The sequence below is a fragment of the Rheinheimera pleomorphica genome, from assembly GCF_011634895.1.
Taxonomy (GTDB): Bacteria; Pseudomonadota; Gammaproteobacteria; order Enterobacterales; family Alteromonadaceae; genus Alishewanella; species Alishewanella pleomorphica.
On sequence record NZ_SIRR01000025.1, the window covers coordinates 35,571 to 54,219 of the forward strand.

Here is an 18,649-nt window from a genome sequence, read left to right on the forward strand (position 1 = left end):
AAACAAAATATATGTTAAATTAGCCCGTGCTGACCTGGGAACTTATCCAGACTATTTGAGACAAAGTCAGCGGTATCATCGTATTAATGTTCGTTTAGGGCAGGCTATTTTTTATGACTTTCCATGCAGTAACCAAGCCTCTTCGTCAGGGTCTGCTCTTCGCGCTGATATTCACCTTAGCCGGGCCTGTCTGTGCCACCCTACCCGATTTAGGCGGTAACGCTTTTAGTACTATCAGCCCGGACAAAGAAAAGCAATTGGGCGACGTGATGATGCGCCAAACACGCGGCAGCCTGCCAATGGTGTACGATCCCCTGCTGGATGAGTACATCAATGCGTTGGGTAACCGTTTGGTCGCCCGCGCCAATGACGTAAAATTCCCGTTTAAGTTTTACTGGGTGCAGGATAAAAACATCAATGCTTTTGCCACACTCGGTGGCAACATTGCCTCCCATACCGGCACGTTAGCCATAGCAGAAAGCGAAAGCGAGTTTGCCTCTGTCATGGCGCACGAAATTGCCCATGTTACCCAGCGCCATATTGCCCGCTTTGTTGAAGCGCAAAGCCAAAAAGCTCCCTTAACGCTGGCGGGGATTTTAGGCGCTATAGTGTTAGCCACAGTAAACCCCGACGCCGGTATGGCAGCCATGATGGCGACACAAGGCGCCGCGCAGCAAAGCGCTATCAACTTCACCCGCAGCAATGAGCAGGAAGCCGATCGTATCGGCATGCAGATACTGGCCGATGCCGGTTTCGATCCGCATGCGGTACCGGACTTTTTTCGCAAACTGACTGAGCAAAGCCGGTTTATTAACCAGCAGCTGTCATTTTTGCAAACGCATCCGCTGTCACAAAGCCGGGTTAGCGACACCCGCCTTCGCGCAGAACAATTTCAGCGTCGCTTTGTTCCCGACAGCCAGGACTTTACCTTAAGCAGAGCCCGGGTACAGGCGCGCTACCAATACAACAAACAGGATGCTGAAACGGTATTCCGGCAAAAACTGGCCGAACCCGGTGGCAATACCAAAGCGAATAAGTACGGTCTGGCAATTGCTTTGCTCGATAGCAACCAGTTAGATGCGGCGCGTAAACACATTGAACAGTTGCTGGCACAAGACCAGCACAACCTGTATTACGTGGACGTCTATACTGATATTTTACTGGCACAAAAAGAATATCAGCTCTGCCTGGATATGCTGGAACAACAATATATGCTGCGGCCCAATAATCAGGTCGTCACACTAAATTATGCTAACGCTGCGCTGAAATCCGGCGCCCACCGGCTGGCTATTCACCTATTAAAGAGCCTGCTGTTCTATAAAAGTGACAGTATTTTAGCCTATGACTTATTATCTGAAGCCTATAAGGCCAGCGAAGACTTTGCCCGCTTTTATGAAGCACGGGCCGATTTGAGCTATCAGCTGGCTAATTACCCGCGCGCGATAGATGATATCAATGAAGCACTGAATCATCTGGCACCAGAAGAAAAGCTGGAGAACCGCCGGCTGGAAGCCAAAAAGCGCCAGCTACAGGCAGAGTTTGACCGCCTGCGCCGCATGTAGTTTTTTCTAATAACCCGACAGGACAACTGATGTTAACGATCTACCATAATCCACGCTGCTCAAAAAGCCGCGAAGCACTGCAATTGTTACAACAACAGCAACAACCGCTGCAGGTCGTTGAATACCTGAAAAACCCGCCCACAGCGGCAGAGCTGGAACAACTGCTGGTTAAACTGGGTATCACAGCGCGCCAATTGCTACGCAGCAAAGAAGCTGAGTATCAGCAGCTGGGTCTGGCGGACACCAGCTTGAGCGAGCAACAGCTGATTGCCGCTATGGTGGCGCAGCCAAAACTGATCGAAAGGCCAATCGTGGTTAATGGCGAGCGCGCTGTGATTGGCCGCCCGCTGACAAACGTGTTGTCGCTGCTACCATGAGTGGTTATGTGCTGGTGTTGTATTACTCGCGTCATGGCGCTGTGGCGGCGTTGGCTGATAAAATTGCTATTGGCGTACAACAAGCAGGCGTTGAAGCGCTGGTACGCTGCATTCCACCGCTGGACAGCAACCATGCCAGCCGCCATGCAGTGGTCAGCCAGAAAGAACTGAGCCAGTGTGATGGCCTGGCCTTTGGCAGCCCGGTAAGGTTTGGTAATATGGTCGCCGATGCCAAAGCCTTCTGGGACAATACCACCGCTCTGTGGCTCAAAGGTGAACTTATCGATAAACCAGCAGGTGTCTTTACGTCGTCCGGCAGTATGCATGGTGGTAACGAGGCTACCTTGCTTAGCATGAGTTTGCCACTGTTACACCATGGTATGTTGCTGACAGGTATTCCATACAGTGAACCTGAATTGCATCAAACGCAAAGCGGCGGCACGCCTTATGGCCCCAGCCATGTCAGCGGCCATCATGCCGATAATAAACTGAGTATTGACGAACAACGGCTGGCGATTGCGTTTGGCAAACGCCTGGCGCTGCTTAGCCAGCAGTTAAAACCACACAGGATATCAGAATGACACTTAGCAGCACGGTGCCAATGGCAGTAAAAACAGCGCGTTATCTAACGCTTGGCCGGCTTGGCTTTTTCGGCTTATGGTTACTTCAACCCTTATGGATCCTGTGGCTGGCACCACCACAACTGGGCAGCCCTTATGTGTTGCTGGGCCTGTTATGGCTACCGTTATGGCTGCCGCTATACGGCATTATTAAAGGCCATGCCTACACTATGGCCTGGGCCAACTTTATTGTGATGATTTACTTTTTACACAGCTTAACCAATCTTTGGGTCAGTTCAGGCATTCACCTGTGGCTGTCCATGCTGGAGCTATTACTGGCCAGCATGATGTTTATTGGCTGTACCTATTACGCCCGTTTTCGCGGCCAGGAGCTAGGCCTGAAAATACCCAAGCTAAAAGATGATCCTAAACGTTGATGCCACACTTAGCGGCCCATATAAAATGCCAGCCGCTGCTGAATAAAGCCCGATTGAACCAACGTAGTAAATTGCTGCTTTAGCTGTAACGCTAAAGTGGCATTATGCTGGCTCAGAGCACAATACACTGAAGGCGGCGCAGACCACAGCGGGTCGGCTGCAAAGCTTTGATCCTGTGTGGTTTTTACATAAAACAAATACGACAAATCTACTGTCATCACTACATCCAGCCGGCCTTGCTTGAGCCTGAGCAGATTACTTTCCAGTGAATGGGCATCGTCACGAATGACATCGCCTAAACGAAACACCTGCTCCAACTCAGGGTAGGTAAAGCCCCAGGTGGTGCCAACACGTTTGTCGGCTAAATGCTGAATAGCACTAACCGGTTCAGTACCACGCAGCCGCACCAAGAGTTGCTGAGTGCTAAACAATGCATCGGTCCACAGCAGCTTATCAGGTTGTGTTACCCAGTCAGGGTTTAAGAAACAGGCCAATTCGGCCTGCCCTTCCAGCAACCATTGCTCAACCCGGGTACGGGGTAAATTCAGGTAAGTTACCGGCCGGCCAAGTTGCCGAGCCAGCTCGTCGATAATATCTTTACTTAGCCCGGCTTGCGGCACACCATCGGCAGCAAAAATGGCATAAGGCGGCGTATTGCTGTCGCTGACAATAGCCCGCAATGCTGGCTGTTCCAGCGCCTTTAACAGGCAGGGTAACAGCAGTAACATCAACAAAATACTGCGCATAACAGCCCTCACTACACCCTCAGGCGTTGTTGTTATTTACATCGTTACTATTAAAGCCTAGTCAGTTTCTTCCAGCCATTCCACTTTTTCAATCTGGCTAAAGCGGCTGCTAATTTTAGTGGCCGACGTGTGTATCTGTTTTACATCGACTGCCGCTTGATCAATGTGTTTGGCCAGGTTATCAAAACGACCACGAAAGCGGTCAAAATCTTCAGCCAGCTTGATCAGGTGTTCCTGAATTAAATGCACCTGGCGGCGCGTTGCGTCGTCTTTGAGCACACTACGCGCTGTGGTCAGTACCGCCATTAAAGTCGTAGGTGAGGTTAACCACACTCTTTTGCGATATGCTTCTTCCACAATATCAGCATGATAAGCATGCAGTTCGGCAAAAATAGCCTCAGCCGGTAAAAACATAATAGCGCCGTCGGCAGTTTCGTTGGTAATAATGTATTTAGCGGCAATGTCATTGATATGCTTTTTGATATCCAGCTTAAACTGCCGCTGCGCCTGCTTACGCTCGTCTGCTGTTAATTGTGGATCGGTCATCATTTTATAGCTTTCCAGCGGAAACTTGGCATCTATGGCAATATCGCCACTGGGCTTGGGCAAAAATAACATGCAATCGGCAATGCGACCGTTGCTTAACGTATGTTGCAGTGAAAAATGCTGCTCCGGCAACACATTGCGGATAAGCGCCGTCAATTGCACTTCGCCAAAGGCACCACGGGAGCGTTTATCTGCCAGCACTTCCTGCAGGCTAACCACATTCGTCGACAGCTCGGTAATTTTTTTCTGCGCATCATCAATCAGCGCCAAGCGTTTAACAATATCGGTAAAGGTTTGATTGGTTTTTTCAAAGCCATCCGTTAAGCGTTTTTCCACCTGACCGGCGATGTCTTTTAAACGCTGGTCAATACTCTGAGTTAGCTGTTTTACCTGCTCGGCTAACATAATGGCTTGTTGTTGCAGGTTTTTACTCAGTTCAAAGCGGGCTGCTTGCTGGGTATCGGTGATTTTTTGCAATACCTGCAACAAATGCTCTTGTTGTTGCTGCTGCAGTTGCTGGCGTTGTTGATGCAGTTGCTGTAATAGCTGCTGTTGAAACTGACTGTGTTGCTGCAGCTGATCCAGTTTAAACTGGTTAAGCAAGCCGCTGACATCTGTCCGTCGCAGTACCAACACTAACAACAACAGTAAATTTAATATCAAAATCGCACTTAGCAGATAAAACCAATACTCTGTTGTCATAAAACCCCTACTCCGGCAAACCAGAATGCTGCCCTTTGCGTATAAACAGCCAACTATACAACGATATCAGCAGTACGATGAAGCAACTGGCGTTATTTGTGTTAAACAGTTTTATTTTACCCGGCGGCCGGATGCGGCTTCGGGTATTTGAGCCGCGTTACGTGCGTTTGATCAGCGAGGCCAGCGCCGGCAAGCGCGACTTCGCGATGGCACAGCTCAACCCCTATGTCAGCCAAAGCCATGCCGACCGCATCTTGCCGCTGGCAACCCGGGTACAGATAGAGGATTTTGAGCAGCTGGACGATGGTTTATTGGGTATCACCATCGCCGGGGTAGAAAAGGTGCAAATCATCAAACGCTGGCAAGAAGCCGATCAGCTGCACATTGCTGAAGTAACCGGCATCGACAATTGGCCTGCACAGCAAATCAGCACCGAGTATCAGCCGCTGGTGCAGCAAATGGAAAAGCTGCTGCAGCAATATCCGGCGCTGCAGCAGCTCTATCCTTGCCCCAACTATGCTGATGCCGCCTGGCTGGCGTCCCGCTATCTGGAAATTCTGCCGATGCAACCGGCATTAAAACAACAGCTGGCGTTACAAAGCAGCCCGGCACCTTGTCTGGACAGTTTGCAGGCCTGGCTGTCTTATCAGGCCTGAGTGCCGGCTACCCTGTTGTAAGCGGCCTGTTCATCATCCAGAATAATCGCCACCACCTGCCATTGTTCTTGAGATTTTTGCAAGGTATAAGAGGTATGGCAGGTAAACAATACCTTGCCGGTGCCGTCATAAAAGCGCCAATATACACTGGCAAACTGCAGTTGTTCAGACAAACGCAGCTGATGCTGCAGTACCGGCTCAGCATCAATCACGCCTAGCTGCCGGTATTTTTCCACCTGCGATAACACATGGTTATGCAAACTGTCAGTGTCGGCTAAAATAGTCTTTTTATCCCCCGCCAGTAACATGCTGGGCAGTGAAATAAACTGACCAAAGGCTTGCGTGTCGGCATTGACATAAGCACTGGCATAGCGCTGAAAAAACTCTGTTAAGGTTTGCATTTAACCTATCCCTTAATTAACTGATCCCCAGGTATTTATGCACCTGTACGCTTAACCGCCAGTTGTGTTGCTTACATTTAGCAATAGCCAGTTCTGTCGCCCGGCGCTGCTGGCTTATCGGCTGTAAGTAAATGAGCTTAGCGGCAGTGTCAGTATGTTGCAATAACTGCAACAGCTCGTCGATGTGCTTTTGCATCGCGACCGGATGTTTAATTTCATTGGCTCTGTCCAGCGCGCTTTGCAGCACCTTATAACCCCCGGCCATATTCACCTTTGGCGATACCGTGACCCAGGTTTGCGCCGGCGCTTGAATGTCAAAGGTGCCGCTGGTTTCAATTTGTGTACTGTAGCCGGCGTTGTGCAGCAACTGGCACAGCGGGTTTAAATCATACATACAAGGCTCGCCACCGGTTATCACCACATGTTTCGCCTGATAACCCTCTTTGGCAAACAGCGCCAGCAGCTCTTCCGCTGTAACCCCAGCCCAATGCTCGGTTTCTGCGGTTTTAATCACAATATCGCCCAGGCTCTGGCGCAGCTCGTTTTTAATTTCCCAGGTGTGTTTGGTATCGCACCAGCTGCAGCCTACCGGGCAGCCCTGCAGCCGGATAAAAATAGCCGGCGCGCCGGTAAAGCTGCCCTCGCCCTGAATGGTTTCAAAAACCTCGTTAACTTTATACACGCTGTGCTTTACCCTTTAGCCTGTGGCTGAATTACTGTACAATGCGCGCCCCGCAGCGCGGGAACGTCATAAATTTACGCTGTATTATACAAGAGAGAGCCTGCTATGCCGAACAAAGTTGTGGTGATTTATTCCGGTGGGATGGATTCCTTTACCGTACTGCATAAAGCGGTGCAAGCAGGCCATGATGTGTATGCCTTATCGTTTAACTATGGTCAGCGTCATGTAAAAGAGCTGCAATGCGCGGCTGCGGTGTGCCTGCAACTGGGTATCAAACACAAGATTGTCGATATCTCCGCCATCAACCAGCTGTTAGCCGGCTCGTCGTTAACCGACAATATCGACATCCCGGAAGGCCATTACGCCGCAGACAATATGAAATCCACCGTGGTGCCAAACCGCAATATGATTTTGCTGTCGTTAGCGGTGGGTTATGCCGTGTCTATTGGCGCTAATCAGGTATATTACGGCGCGCACAGCGGCGATCACTTTATTTATCCGGACTGCCGGCCGGAATTTGTGCAAAAAATGCATGATGTTTGTCAGATAGCCAACTATGAGCCGGTCGATATTGTCAGCCCTTACCTAAGCCAGACGAAAATTGAAATTCTTGCCGACGGCCTGGCCATGGGGTTGGATTACAGCCAAACCTGGACCTGTTACAACGGTCGCGAGAAAGCCTGTGGCAAATGCGGCTCTTGTCAGGAGCGCTTAGAAGCCTTTGCGCTGAATAACACCACCGACCCACTGCCCTACGAATAAGACGCCAAACCGATCCAGAACAGCTGGTTATAACATATAGAAAAGCGGCCTTGTGGCTGCTTCTTTCGTCTCTATAATGTCGAAATCTTATGTTATGGCAGTAATTTATGTTTAGTTTTTGGTTCGCTATCCCATTTTGGCAAAGGGTGCTTGGTGCGCTGTTGCTCGGCGTGACTACCGGCGTGCTGTTTGGCGAAACCGCAACAGTATTTAAACCACTGGGCACACTGTTTATCAATGCCATCCGTATGTTGGTGGTGCCACTGGTATTTTTTGCTCTGATCAGCAGCATTACCTCACTGGCCGACAGCAGGAAAATGCAGCGGCTGGCGTTTAAAACCGTAGGTCTGTTTTTGTTTACCGCATTTATTGCCAGTTTAATTGGCTTAGCTATCGGCTCGTTAGTCAATTGGGGCGATGCTGTGCAGCTTACGGCGGCGGAAGTAAAACCGCGTGATATTCCACCGGTTGCTGATGTGCTGACTAACCTTATTCCCACCAACCCGCTGGCTGCCATGGTAAATGGCAATATTCTGCAAATTATTGTGTTTGCTTCTTTAGTCGGTATTGCCATTAATAAACTGGGTGACAAAGCCGCACCGATGAAAAAAGTGCTACTGTCCGGCGCCGATATTATGTACCAAATCACCCGCATGGTATTGGAGCTGACGCCACTTGGTGTGTTTGGTTTAATGGCCTGGGTAGTCGGCAACTACGGCCTGGACACTCTGCTACCACTGGGTAAGTTTATTCTGGCAATTTATCTGGCCTGCTTGCTCCATATCCTGTTTACCTATGGCGGCCTGGTTAAGTTATTTGGCGGTATAGGCCTGCGGGATTACTTCAAAGCCATTTTACCGGCGCAGTTAGTCGCCTACAGCAGCGCCAGCAGCTACGGTACCTTGCCGGTAAGTCATAAAGTGGTCACCGAAAATTTAGGCGTGTCAAAAGATTACGCCAGCTTTGTGCTGCCGCTGGGTGCCACCATTAATATGGATGGCTGTGGTGGTATTTACCCGGCTATTGCCGCCATTTTTATTGCCCATTTGTATGGTATTGAATTAGCGGCTGTCGATTACCTGCTGATTGCAGGTACCGCCACACTGGCCTCGGTCGGCACCGCCGGAGTACCCGGCACGGCCATGGTCATGCTAACGGTGACCTTAAGTGTAGTGGGGTTGCCGATAGAAGGTATTGCGTTTATTGCGGCGGTAGACCGGATTATCGATATGATGCGCACAGCCACCAATGTAACCGGCGATACCATGGTAGCGCTGGTTATCGGGCGTTCTGAAGGCCTGGTTAAGGCTCCGCTTGCTGCCACCACCGGGCAGGATAACCCCGCAGCAGCGTCTTAACGCTTACTGCTGCGGGTATTTGCTCAGGCTGCACTAAATAAATTCTGGTGCAGTTGTTTCACCACGGCCGGTGCATCATTGTCCTGTACTAAAAAGCACAGATTATGCTTGGAGGCGCCATGGCAAATCAGCCGCATATTAATGCGCTCCAGTGTATTAAATAAATCGCCGGTAATACCCTTGCTACTGTGTAAATGGTTGCCAATCACCGCCACCAGGCTTAAGCCCTGCTCTACCGACACCTCGCAAAAACTGCGCAGCTCTGTCAGTGCCGGCTCTACCGACGCGCTAAAAGCGCTGGTCATGCCGCCTTCATCCAACGTTAATGCCACGCTGATTTCTGACGTAGTGACTAGATCCACCGAAATCTGATGCCGGCTTAAAATATCAAACACCCGGGTTAAGAAGCCGGCGGCATGCAACATGGCCGGGCTTTTTACGGTGATTAGGGTTTGGGATTTTCTCAGCGCGATGGCACGGTACGGCGGGCGATCTTTAACCTCTTTGGCTATCCAGGTGCCGCCGGCTTGTGGCTCGCGGCTGGAGCCGACAAAAACACCGATATTGCGCCGCATTGCCGGTATTAACGTCGCAGGATGCAGCACTTTGGCTCCAAAGGTGGCCATTTCGGCCGCTTCATCAAAGCTGATTTCTTTAATGCAACGGGCCTGCTCGGTTAAACGCGGATCAGTGGTAAAAATGCCGACGACATCAGTCCAGATCTGTACCACGGCTGCGCTTAGCGCTTCGCCAAGCAGTGCTGCGCTGTAATCAGAACCACCGCGGCCGAGCGTAGTGGTTTGCCCCACCTCATCAGCACCGATAAAGCCCTGGGTTACCACTACGTTATCAGCCAATAACGGTTGCAATTGTACAGCACACAGCGCACTGATCTGGCCAATTTGCGGTTCACCTTTGCCAAAGCGGCTGTCGGTACGCATAACCCGGCGCGCATCGAAGCATAGCCCCGGCGCACCGCGCTCACGCAGCACCTGGGCAAACAGCACTGAACTTAAACGCTCACCGAAGGATTGGATCTCGTCTTTATGCGCAGCGCTATACACAGCGCCACTTTGCTCTATCAGCTCTTTTAACGCCGATAACAGCTGGTCAATATCAGCCGCTACGCTGTCTGGCTGCTGTAAACGGTTTAACACCGCCAGCGTAATACGCTCTATGCCCTGGTAGCAGGCATAGCGTTCAGCTACGTCGGTATGTTTGGTAATATCAACCAGCAGGTTGGTGACGCCGGAACTGGCGCTGACCACCACTAAACGAATGGCAGCATCAGATAAAATAATGTCAGCACAACGTGACATCGCATCAAAGTCAGCGACGCTGGTGCCGCCGAATTTTGCAACAATAAGTTTGGACAAGGGTGCCTCTCCTTATAAAACATAATAAGCAGAGCATGGCATTTGCTAACAGCAAAACGAGAATGGCACAGACAGCTTCTGTAATTTCTGTAAACTGTAGTTAACAAAGGCCAGAAGCTCTCCACCGAAATTCAGGTGACAGTCGTAAGGATTCAGCCTTAACGACCGGAAGCTACCGCTCTATAACAGTAGCTCCCTCGGCGTTAGTCCCCCTTATTCAGGCTACGATGTATAGACATCTGTCCTGAACTACCTGGCTAACGCGCCTCTTCTGGTCTATCAGATATGATTGACGGGCGACACCTTACCCTGTTTTTTCTTGCCAGGCAATAGCCTTTTAGCCGTCTAAACAAAGTTTTTTGTCGCACCCGCTGCTGCGCCTGCCGGTGCTTATACTTTGTCGCTATGGTAACGCGATAAGCTGAACAAATCCTTAGCACAGATTAAATAAATCAGTAGTTGCGGTTAATTTTTTTAAGCGCTGCGACAAAGGCATCCATATCTGTTTCAGTTTTAGCATCACTGTGCCATTTGTTGTGAAACCCCAGCGATAACTGCACCTTGCCATCGGTTAAATACACCTCATAGCCATCAAAGCCGGCATTAACGGTAATACCATCCAGCTCAAAGCCCGCCCCCAGCTCATTGGTAATGGCGCGGCCATGTTTTTCTACTTTGCCAAACACACTGAGTAAAAATTTACCATCCAGTTCATTCTGCATTTGTACGCTCCTGTCTCAATTGCCATAAGAGTAACACCGGTTTGCAGCTATTACATACTCAGGGTATAGTCCGGCGCAGTTAGATAAGAACAATAAGGAAAACCTATGCGTCAACCTCTGTTCACCACCGCCATGGCCCTGACATTGTCCATCACCGCGATGGCAGCAAGTGCAAATAATATTGTGCAGCAAGCACCATTGGTGTCTATTGCCAGCCACGATGCCTACTTTGATAATCTGCGGGCACACTGCGGTAAAGCCTATCAAGGCAAAGTGGTAATGGACAACCCGAAAAGCGATGGCTTTGACGGTAAGCTAATTATGCATGTCCGTAAATGTACCGACAGTCAACTGCAGATCCCGTTCCATGTTGGTGACAATCATTCCCGCACCTGGATCATCACGAAAACTGGCTCAGGCCTGAGTTTAAAGCATGATCATCGCAATAAAGACGGCAGCCATGATGTCTCCACCATGTACGGCGGCCATACGCTGGATGCCGGCTGGCCGACAGTACAAAGCTTTCCGGCCGATCAGTACTCGAAAGAGCTGTTTGTGCGCTTGGGCATTCCGGCTTCTAATGGCAACACCTGGCAAATGTACATTTACCCGCAAACATTTAGTTACCGGCTGGTACGTGACGGCCGCGAGTTTCGCGTTGACTTTGATTTAACCAAACCGGTCGCCTTACCGCCTACGCCCTGGGGTTATCAGGACTAAGCACCTGCTGGCAGCGATTAGGCGACTGGTCGCTGCTTTTTAGTTACGTTAAGATAAACCGCTTTTGCAACCCAATATTGAACCTACAGCGACCTATAACGATAAAAACCACGGAGTGATTATGACTACCCAATCCAGGTTTACCTTACTGGCCAGCGCATTAGCTGCAGCCGCCTTACTCAGTGCCTGTTCTGAACAACCGGCTGACGTAAAAACCGCCGCGCCTGCTGACGTTACAGCGCCGCAAGCCGAATTTACCCTAACAGAGGTTAATCCGCGGTTGGGCGAATACATTAAAACCCTGGCTTCAGACGAGTTTCAGGGCCGGGCTCCGGCGACCAAAGGCGAAGAGTTAACCGTGGCCTTTTTAGAAGATAATTTCCGCCGCATCGGTTTAAAGCCTATAGACGGTGACAGCTACAAACAACCGGTATCGCTGGTGCAGATTGACCCGGTGCAGGTATCCGCCATTAGTTTAAAAGGCGATAACTTACCCGCCCAGTTTAGCTACCGTGATGAAATGACCGCCTGGACCACCCGGGTGACTGAACAGGTTGATGTCGTTGACAGCGATATGGTCTTTGTCGGCTATGGCATAGTGGCCCCGGAATACGGCTGGAATGACTACGAAGGCTTAGATGTTAAAGGTAAAACCGTGGTGATGTTTGTTAACGATCCGGGTTTTGCCACCCAGGACCCTCAGCTGTTTAACGGCAATGCCATGACCTACTACGGTCGCTGGACCTACAAATATGAAGAAGCTGCCCGTCAGGGCGCGGCGATGGCGCTGATCATCCATGAAACCGATGCCGCCAGCTACGGCTGGGGGGTGGTCGCGCACGGCTCGCCGATTAAGTTTGACTTAATCAATGACAACAAAAACATGGACCGCGCCAAAGTCGAAGGCTGGGTCACTACTGAATCGGCCGAAAAGCTGTTTGCCAACATTGGCACCGATTTAGCCACTATGCATAAAAAAGCACTGGAAAAAGACTTTGCACCTGTGCCGTTAAATGCAAAAGCCTCTGTTAGCGTGAAAAACAACCTGCGCGAGCTCACCTCCAGCAATGTGGTCGGCTATATCGAAGGCAGCAAGTATCCGGATGAATATGTGCTGTATATGGCGCACTGGGATCACCTGGGCATGGATTTCTCTAATCCAAACAACAAAGTGTTTAATGGCGCTCAGGATAATGCCTCAGGTACCGCTGGCTTACTGGCACTGGCCGAATACTTTACCCAGCAACAGCAGCCTGAGCGCTCAATAGTGTTTGTCGCCGTAACGGCAGAAGAGCGCGGTTTATTAGGCTCTGCCTGGTACGCGGCTAACCCTGTGTTCCCGCTGGAGAAAACCGTCGTCGGTATTAATATGGACGTGATGAACGTGTACGGCCCGATGAAAGATATGGTGATTGTTGGTATGGGTAATAACAATGCTGAAGATATCTTAATTAAGTACACTAAGCAGCAAGGCCGCTATGCGGTGCGCGAACATAACCCGGAAGCCGGTATTGCTTATCGCTCAGATCACTTTAACCTGTCGAAAAAAGGCGTGCCTATTTTGTACGCTAAAGGCGGTAATGATCACTTTGAAAAAGGCGCTGAATGGGGCAAAGCCCAGCGCGCTGAGTACAATAAATGTTGTTACCACAAGGTAGGCGATGAATGGAGCGACGATTGGGATTTACGCGGTGCCCAGCAGGATTTAATGCTGTATTATCAGGTAGGTAATGAGCTTGCTAATAGCCGCAACTGGCCAAACTGGCATGAAGGCAATGAGTTTCGCGCCGTACGCGATGCCTCAGCCGGGGCGCGCCAGTAAACGCAATAACCACGGTAAGGGCAGCACAGGCTGCCCTTTTTATTGCGGCCTGGGTTGCCACTGTGCATAGAGATAAACCGCCCGGCCTGATATATTCATTGTCTATTCAGTAGGTTCGGTTTAGTCTTCAGCGAATAAACAAAAGGATTTCCTATGCGCAGGTGGCAAAAAATACTGCTTACCACCCTGGCTGTATTGCTGCTGTTAACAGCTAAGGTCTATTGGTACCTGCAAAAAGCCCTGTCCGACCTGCCGCTACAAAACCTGCAGTATCAGCTAAGCAGCCTGGGGCTGCGCCACGTGCGCCTGACGAATATCAGCTTCACGCTGCCAGAGCCGGCATTGCAGGTAAGGCTTACCGATCTGCAGCTGAACTGGCGTTTTAATAATGCAAAACTGACAGCACTGGCCGTCTCAGAGGCTGATGTCAGGCTTTTAGCCTGGCCTGTTAGCGCTAACACATCTGCAGATAAGGCCCCTACTGCCGGCTTAACCAACAACTGGCAGCTGCCTGCCAGTTTGCCAGACACGATAAGCCTGGATAAACTCAGGCTTAACCTACCCTGCGGCGGTGCTCAGTGCCGCTATCAGTTATCACTTCAAGCAGCACAGCAATCAGGCAAGCTAACCTATCAGCTACAGCTGTCTGACGCTAATAGCGTCGACATTAACCGGCTTAAACTGACCGGACAGTATTACACAGTGGCAGAGTTGCCCGTACTTTATAGCGACATTGAGCTTGATAACAGTACCAGGCTACAGCTAAAGCAGCACTTGACGCCGGCCTCTGGCGATAAGCTGGATATTAATGGCGACATTAACCTTCAGATAGCACCGCCCTCCGCCTGGCTAACGCAGCAGCTGGCGCTGTGGCAGGTGGGACTGCCACAGGATGCGCTAAGCCAGTTTAATGCGCCGGTATCGCTGCAGAGCCAATGGCAGTTAAGTGTACCGAAACAGCTAAATCTGGCCGCTCTGACCACAGCAAGCAGCGGCCAATGGCAGTTAGAGGCCCGCCTGCCCTCTGCGGTTGCCCTACCCGGCATCGGTATGCTGCAGGGGCAATTCACTGCTGCCCTGACGCTTGAACAAGGCGAGCTCAGCCGGTATCAGCTTAACAGCCAGCTCAGGCTAAGCCAGCCTGAGATACCGCAAGCGCTGTCGCAACTTGGCATTGGTGCCGATACGCTGGATATCGCCATCAGCAGTCAAAGCCACGGGCCGGTGCAGTTAACAGCGCTGCCGCTGCAGATTGCGCTAAACAGCCGCGGTGATACTGCTTTGGCGTTTAACGCCAATGCCACATTAAACCCAACGCCGCCGCTGAGTGTCAGCGTACAGGATGCCAAGCTGACGCTAACACAAGCGCAGCTGGCAAGCGCTCAGGCCCGGCTCGATAACCTTAAACTGCAAAGCCATTTTAACGCTTACTGGCTGGCTGACCGCTGGCAACTGGATGTGCAGCAGCTAAGCGCTGAGATTGCCGCCATAGCAGCAAAAGACACCAGGCTAAACCTGCTGACGCTAACGAGCAGTGCCGGTCAGTTTAGCGGAGATGCCGGCTTTACGGCGCTGCAGCTGAAAACAGATATACAGCTGAGCCTCGACCAGCTTACCCATAGCGCTATTAAGCCGCTTAGCTGGCAATGGCAGGCTAAACTGCAGGGTGATTTGTCCAGGCTCAGCCTTGAGGGCAACTTAACCAATAGCGCCAGTTTACAGCTGTCGCATCAAGTGCAGTATGCGTCTGACAACATCAGTATCGACTGGCAACTGGGCGATATGTTTTTACTGGCCGGTAATCCGCTTAGCGACAGCCTGGCCGCCTGGCCGCCGTTGCTGGAGCTAAACCGTGGCCGCCTTGGCGCCACCGGTACGCTAAGCCTGTTACCGGCGTTACATGCCACAGCACAGCTGCAGTTATCCGGTATCAGCGGTATTTATGACCGTAGCCTGTTTCAGGATCTCAGCGCCGCAGTGCAGCTGCATTACACGCCAGAGCAATTTCTGCTTAGCACCAGCGACGCCAGCCTGGCACAGATCAATCATGGTGTTGTTGCCGGACCGCTCAACGCAACGGCGCATTACCAGGCTCATCCCGGGGCCATAGCAAGCGGCACGCTGGATATACAACAGCTGCAATTGCAGGCGATGGGTGGCCACATTGCTATGCAGCCGCAAGTGCTGGATTTATCCTTACCCGGGCAAAAGCTGCAACTTAACCTAAAGCACATTGATATTAGCCAACTGCTTAAGCAGCATCCCAGTACTGATATCAGCGGCAATGGCCGTATATCAGGCACTATACCGCTGTTATTAGGCCGCAGCGGTGCCAGCATCACCGATGGTGTTATCGCTGCCGAAAGCCCCGGCGGCACCTTGCAGTATCGCCCGCCGGCAGCACAAAGCATGGCAGCAAACAATCAGGGCATGAAACTGGTGCTGGACGCGCTGGACGACTTTCACTACTCGGTGCTGTCGAGTAAAGTCAGCTATGATACCAGTGGTAAGTTATTACTGGCCCTGCAGCTGCAGGGCAATAACCCGGCACTGGAAAACGGCCGGCCTATAAATCTGAATATTAATCTGGAAGAAGATATTCCGGCACTGATCACCAGCTTGCAACTTAGCAGCCAAATCAGTGACAAAATAAAGCAGCGGGTACAACAGAAATTACAACAGTCAGGCGCGACACGCGCTAACGGAGCACAACCATGATAAAACCAACGGGCAGCGCAGCCTTATTGCTGCTGATGCTGGCCGCCTGTACCCCCAAAGTGCAGGTGGCGATGCCGGCAGAGCCGATTAATATCAATCTGAATGTAAAAATTCAGCATGAAATTTATATCAAAGTCGACAAACAGCTGGACGAGCTGTTCAGTGATGACAGTGGTTTATTCTAAGGAGCACACAATGAAACTGATTAAACAAATAAAGCTGCTGTTATTACCTGCGCTGTTGGCGCTAAGCCTGCCGGTACTGGCCATGAATTTGCAGCAGGCCATGGCAGCTTTGGGTAATGCTAAAGCTCAGGGCTTAGTGGGCGAGCAAGCCAACGGTTACCTGGGGGTGGTGCAAAACAGCCAAGATGCGGCCGATATCGTTAAATTAATTAATGACGCCCGCCGCGCCGAGTATGCCCGCTTAGCACAGCAAAATAATATCGCCGTAGCCGATGTTGAAGCCATGGCCGGCAAAAAAGCCATAGAGCGTACCAGTGCCGGCCACTTTATTTTGCTGGACGGTAACTGGGTGAAAAAGCCCTGATGGCAGCACGAAATTTATCATCGTGGCAACTTCGGTTTCAGCTATGCTGATAAAGGTACTGTTTTCTCAGGTAAATATCTTTGTATAAATATTTTGCGCTAACGCTTTTTATTAACACTGCACTGGCTGAGCAGCCAGCGCAGTTTGATGCCTTGGTACAACAGATTGAAAGTGGCCAGCGTTATTTTTTTTCCGCTGCCGATTACCAGCAAGCATTAGCTGAACTTGAGGCTGCACTGCCGCCTGATGACGCCAACCGGCGCCATATGCTGGACCGGCTAAGCTGCCTGTTACGCTACTATAACCAACCTCAGGCCGGGATCCGCTATAGCGACGACAAAATCTCTGCCGCCCAACAGCGTCAGGATCATGCTGCGCTGGCAGATTATTATGTTTGCCGCTACTACCTGTATAGCCAAATTGGTCAGGTACAGCGTGCTGAGCAACAGGCTCAGCTAAGCTATCAAGCGGCCAGCGACAGCGAAAATCCGCTTAGTATTGCTGTCAGTCTGGCCTTGCTGGGTAATATTGCCTCTTATAGGGGTAATTACGCCGATGCCATGCAGCACTATGTTACGGCTTACCAGTTGCAACGCGGTTTAGGCTACAAACCCTATATCAGCGATTTGGTGTTATCTATTGCCGCAACGTACCGGCGCATGGGCTTATTTCAGGATGCGCTGAACTATATTGAGCAGGCCGAGCAAGAATTTACTGCGCCCAATGAGCAGTTTCGCCATGCGCTGATTATGCATGAAAAAGCGTATTCTTATGCTGAGCTAGGCCAGTATGAACAGGCTCTGGCACTGTTTGAGCAGTCGATGGAGGTATATCAGCAAATAGACGAGCCCTTATGGCGCAGCTACACCAAGGTCAATCTGGTGTGGATCCACAACCTGTTACAGCGCTACCCTGAGGCCTTGCAACTGGCCAACGAAGCCGAAACTGAACTGGCGCAGCTTAAAGCCCCCGATCTGTCTGCCTTGGCAACGTATCAAGGCTTGCTGGCATTGTACAACGCTGAAACCTTAACAGCGCTGGGCAACGCTGCGCAAGCACTGGTAAAACTGCAACAGGCAGAGCAACAACTCAGCATTGAAAACAACCCGCGCTATATGTTGCTGTTACACAATGCCAAAGCCACCGCCCTGGCCCACGCCGGTCAATATCAGCAGGCCTACCAGCGCTTGCGGCAGTATGTCAGCCTGAACCAGCAACAACTGACGTTATCGCGTGAACAACAAAGCAATGTGCTGCGTTTCCAGTTCGACTCGGCACGTCAGCAAGAGCGTAATGATCAACTAAAAGCCGAGAAACAACTGGTTGAACAGCATGTCAGCACACTGCAGATGGCACAGCGCTGGCAATATGCCGCCCTTAGCCTGATAGCCTTACTGTTTGTGATTCTGTTTAGCTTTGCCGTATCGTTGAAAAAACGTAACCGTAAACTGCACCGGCTGGCAATGACCGACGAGCTGACACAAATTGCCAACCGCCGCCGCATTATGATGCAAGCCGAGCAAGAGCGGGTTAAAGCGCTGGATACCGGGCAGTCGCTCTGTTTCTTGATCTTGGATTTAGACCATTTCAAGCAAGTTAACGACAAATATGGCCACGATGTTGGCGATATTGTGCTGCAGCAAATGTGTATGACAGTCGCGTCGATGCTACGCGCGCAGGATCATTTTGGCCGTACCGGCGGCGAGGAGTTTTTAATAGTGCTGCCTGATACTGACGCTGACGCAGCCTTTGCCATTGCCGAGCGGCTACGTCAGGCGATAGCGGATATTCAGTTTCCCGAAACGCCGAAAAAAATGCGTATAACCTGCAGCATAGGTATCAGCCAGTATCGCCCTGATGAACCACTGAATATCAGCCTGGGCCGGGCCGACGATGCCTTATACCAGGCCAAAGCCGCCGGCCGCGATCAAACCCAGCGCAGCGACTAGCGCG

19 protein-coding genes and 1 riboswitch are annotated in these 18,649 nt (G+C 51.0%); of the genes, 13 read left to right on the forward strand and 6 right to left on the reverse strand.

Annotated elements, in window-relative coordinates; genetic code table 11:
* Positions 1-113 precede the first annotated feature (113 nt).
* Genes bepA through EYB30_RS15180 form a run of 4 tightly spaced genes read left to right on the forward strand, consistent with a single transcriptional unit; the run spans position 114 to position 2,936 of the window.
* Positions 114-1,562, forward strand: a complete 1,449-nt coding sequence (gene bepA, locus EYB30_RS15165) for a beta-barrel assembly-enhancing protease (protein WP_166839746.1) — start codon at positions 114-116, stop codon at positions 1,560-1,562.
* Between the two features lie 29 nt (positions 1,563-1,591).
* Complete coding sequence (arsC, locus tag EYB30_RS15170) at positions 1,592-1,939, forward strand: arsenate reductase (glutaredoxin) (protein WP_166839747.1); 348 nt, start codon at positions 1,592-1,594, stop codon at positions 1,937-1,939.
* Positions 1,936-2,520, forward strand: a complete 585-nt coding sequence (gene wrbA, locus EYB30_RS15175; protein WP_166839748.1) for an NAD(P)H:quinone oxidoreductase — start codon at positions 1,936-1,938, stop codon at positions 2,518-2,520. The genes arsC and wrbA overlap by 4 nt, the downstream gene beginning before the upstream one ends.
* Positions 2,517-2,936 carry a DUF2069 domain-containing protein gene (locus EYB30_RS15180; RefSeq protein ID WP_166839749.1) on the forward strand — a complete coding sequence of 140 codons (420 nt, stop codon included), beginning with the start codon at positions 2,517-2,519 and terminating at the stop codon, positions 2,934-2,936. The genes wrbA and EYB30_RS15180 overlap by 4 nt, the downstream gene beginning before the upstream one ends.
* Before the next feature lie 8 nt (positions 2,937-2,944).
* On the opposite strand, the gene EYB30_RS15185 is transcribed toward EYB30_RS15180, so the two are convergent.
* Complete coding sequence (locus tag EYB30_RS15185; protein ID WP_166839750.1) at positions 2,945-3,682, reverse strand: substrate-binding periplasmic protein; 738 nt, start codon at positions 3,680-3,682, stop codon at positions 2,945-2,947.
* Between the two features lie 57 nt (positions 3,683-3,739).
* Positions 3,740-4,930, reverse strand: a complete 1,191-nt coding sequence (locus EYB30_RS15190; RefSeq protein ID WP_166839751.1) for a DNA recombination protein RmuC — start codon at positions 4,928-4,930, stop codon at positions 3,740-3,742.
* Between the two features lie 35 nt (positions 4,931-4,965).
* Between EYB30_RS15190 and EYB30_RS15195 the strand changes: the two genes are divergently transcribed.
* Positions 4,966-5,586, forward strand: a complete 621-nt coding sequence (locus tag EYB30_RS15195; RefSeq protein ID WP_241698054.1) for an LON peptidase substrate-binding domain-containing protein — start codon at positions 4,966-4,968, stop codon at positions 5,584-5,586.
* Here the strand turns inward: EYB30_RS15195 and EYB30_RS15200 are convergent.
* Positions 5,577-5,987, reverse strand: coding sequence for a DUF4440 domain-containing protein (locus tag EYB30_RS15200; protein WP_166839752.1), 411 nt, complete (start codon positions 5,985-5,987; stop codon positions 5,577-5,579). The two genes, EYB30_RS15195 and EYB30_RS15200, sit on opposite strands and share 10 nt — an antisense overlap.
* A gap of 16 nt (positions 5,988-6,003) precedes the next feature.
* A complete protein-coding gene (queE, locus tag EYB30_RS15205; protein WP_166839753.1) occupies positions 6,004-6,669 on the reverse strand; it encodes a 7-carboxy-7-deazaguanine synthase QueE in 666 nt (221 codons plus the stop codon).
* 105 nt (positions 6,670-6,774) lie between these two features.
* Here queE and queC point away from each other — a divergent pair, with 105 nt between their 5' ends.
* Both queC and EYB30_RS15215 read left to right on the forward strand, forming a co-directional pair.
* On the forward strand, positions 6,775-7,431 hold the full coding sequence (gene queC / locus EYB30_RS15210) for a 7-cyano-7-deazaguanine synthase QueC (RefSeq protein ID WP_166839754.1): 657 nt from the start codon (positions 6,775-6,777) through the stop codon (positions 7,429-7,431).
* A gap of 107 nt (positions 7,432-7,538) precedes the next feature.
* The gene (locus EYB30_RS15215; protein WP_166839755.1) at positions 7,539-8,789 is read left to right on the forward strand and encodes a dicarboxylate/amino acid:cation symporter; all 1,251 of its coding nucleotides are present in this window, start codon (positions 7,539-7,541) and stop codon (positions 8,787-8,789) included.
* Positions 8,790-8,812: 23 nt separating this feature from the next.
* On the opposite strand, the gene lysC is transcribed toward EYB30_RS15215, so the two are convergent.
* Positions 8,813-10,165 carry a lysine-sensitive aspartokinase 3 gene (gene lysC, locus EYB30_RS15220; protein WP_166839756.1) on the reverse strand — a complete coding sequence of 451 codons (1,353 nt, stop codon included), beginning with the start codon at positions 10,163-10,165 and terminating at the stop codon, positions 8,813-8,815.
* Between the two features lie 106 nt (positions 10,166-10,271).
* A riboswitch (Lysine riboswitch) is annotated at positions 10,272-10,444 on the reverse strand.
* A gap of 173 nt (positions 10,445-10,617) precedes the next feature.
* Positions 10,618-10,887, reverse strand: a complete 270-nt coding sequence (locus tag EYB30_RS15225) for a DUF3081 family protein (protein WP_166839757.1) — start codon at positions 10,885-10,887, stop codon at positions 10,618-10,620.
* Between the two features lie 105 nt (positions 10,888-10,992).
* Between EYB30_RS15225 and EYB30_RS15230 the strand changes: the two genes are divergently transcribed.
* The 6 genes from EYB30_RS15230 (at position 10,993) to EYB30_RS15255 (ending at position 18,645) form a co-directional block, all read left to right on the forward strand.
* On the forward strand, positions 10,993-11,607 hold the full coding sequence (locus EYB30_RS15230; RefSeq protein ID WP_206674666.1) for a hypothetical protein: 615 nt from the start codon (positions 10,993-10,995) through the stop codon (positions 11,605-11,607).
* Positions 11,608-11,728: 121 nt separating this feature from the next.
* The gene (locus tag EYB30_RS15235; RefSeq protein WP_166839758.1) at positions 11,729-13,429 is read left to right on the forward strand and encodes a M28 family metallopeptidase; all 1,701 of its coding nucleotides are present in this window, start codon (positions 11,729-11,731) and stop codon (positions 13,427-13,429) included.
* A 153-nt stretch (positions 13,430-13,582) separates the two neighbouring features.
* Positions 13,583-16,147: an intermembrane phospholipid transport YdbH family protein gene (locus EYB30_RS15240; RefSeq protein WP_166839759.1), complete on the forward strand. Its 2,565-nt coding sequence runs from the start codon at positions 13,583-13,585 to the stop codon at positions 16,145-16,147.
* Positions 16,144-16,332: a YnbE family lipoprotein gene (locus EYB30_RS15245; protein WP_166839760.1), complete on the forward strand. Its 189-nt coding sequence runs from the start codon at positions 16,144-16,146 to the stop codon at positions 16,330-16,332. The genes EYB30_RS15240 and EYB30_RS15245 overlap by 4 nt, the downstream gene beginning before the upstream one ends.
* A 10-nt stretch (positions 16,333-16,342) precedes the next feature.
* On the forward strand, positions 16,343-16,696 hold the full coding sequence (locus EYB30_RS15250) for a YdbL family probable chaperone protein (RefSeq protein ID WP_166839761.1): 354 nt from the start codon (positions 16,343-16,345) through the stop codon (positions 16,694-16,696).
* A gap of 80 nt (positions 16,697-16,776) precedes the next feature.
* Positions 16,777-18,645 carry a tetratricopeptide repeat-containing diguanylate cyclase gene (locus EYB30_RS15255; RefSeq protein ID WP_166839762.1) on the forward strand — a complete coding sequence of 623 codons (1,869 nt, stop codon included), beginning with the start codon at positions 16,777-16,779 and terminating at the stop codon, positions 18,643-18,645.
* Positions 18,646-18,649: the final 4 nt, after the last annotated feature.

What these genes read in the sequence shown, in the direction of transcription:
- bepA (WP_166839746.1), top strand. Translation starts at nt 114, where the DNA reads ATGACTTTCCATGCAGTAACCAAGCCTCTTCGTCAGGGTCTGCTCTTC.
- arsC (WP_166839747.1), top strand. Translation starts at nt 1,592, where the DNA reads ATGTTAACGATCTACCATAATCCACGCTGCTCAAAAAGCCGCGAAGCA.
- wrbA (WP_166839748.1), top strand. Translation starts at nt 1,936, where the DNA reads ATGAGTGGTTATGTGCTGGTGTTGTATTACTCGCGTCATGGCGCTGTG.
- EYB30_RS15180 (WP_166839749.1), top strand. Translation starts at nt 2,517, where the DNA reads ATGACACTTAGCAGCACGGTGCCAATGGCAGTAAAAACAGCGCGTTAT.
- EYB30_RS15185 (WP_166839750.1), bottom strand. Translation starts at nt 3,682, where the DNA reads ATGCGCAGTATTTTGTTGATGTTACTGCTGTTACCCTGCCTGTTAAAG.
- EYB30_RS15190 (WP_166839751.1), bottom strand. Translation starts at nt 4,930, where the DNA reads ATGACAACAGAGTATTGGTTTTATCTGCTAAGTGCGATTTTGATATTA.
- EYB30_RS15200 (WP_166839752.1), bottom strand. Translation starts at nt 5,987, where the DNA reads ATGCAAACCTTAACAGAGTTTTTTCAGCGCTATGCCAGTGCTTATGTC.
- queC (WP_166839754.1), top strand. Translation starts at nt 6,775, where the DNA reads ATGCCGAACAAAGTTGTGGTGATTTATTCCGGTGGGATGGATTCCTTT.
- EYB30_RS15215 (WP_166839755.1), top strand. Translation starts at nt 7,539, where the DNA reads ATGTTTAGTTTTTGGTTCGCTATCCCATTTTGGCAAAGGGTGCTTGGT.
- EYB30_RS15225 (WP_166839757.1), bottom strand. Translation starts at nt 10,887, where the DNA reads ATGCAGAATGAACTGGATGGTAAATTTTTACTCAGTGTGTTTGGCAAA.
- EYB30_RS15230 (WP_206674666.1), top strand. Translation starts at nt 10,993, where the DNA reads ATGCGTCAACCTCTGTTCACCACCGCCATGGCCCTGACATTGTCCATC.
- EYB30_RS15235 (WP_166839758.1), top strand. Translation starts at nt 11,729, where the DNA reads ATGACTACCCAATCCAGGTTTACCTTACTGGCCAGCGCATTAGCTGCA.
- EYB30_RS15240 (WP_166839759.1), top strand. Translation starts at nt 13,583, where the DNA reads ATGCGCAGGTGGCAAAAAATACTGCTTACCACCCTGGCTGTATTGCTG.
- EYB30_RS15245 (WP_166839760.1), top strand. Translation starts at nt 16,144, where the DNA reads ATGATAAAACCAACGGGCAGCGCAGCCTTATTGCTGCTGATGCTGGCC.
- EYB30_RS15250 (WP_166839761.1), top strand. Translation starts at nt 16,343, where the DNA reads ATGAAACTGATTAAACAAATAAAGCTGCTGTTATTACCTGCGCTGTTG.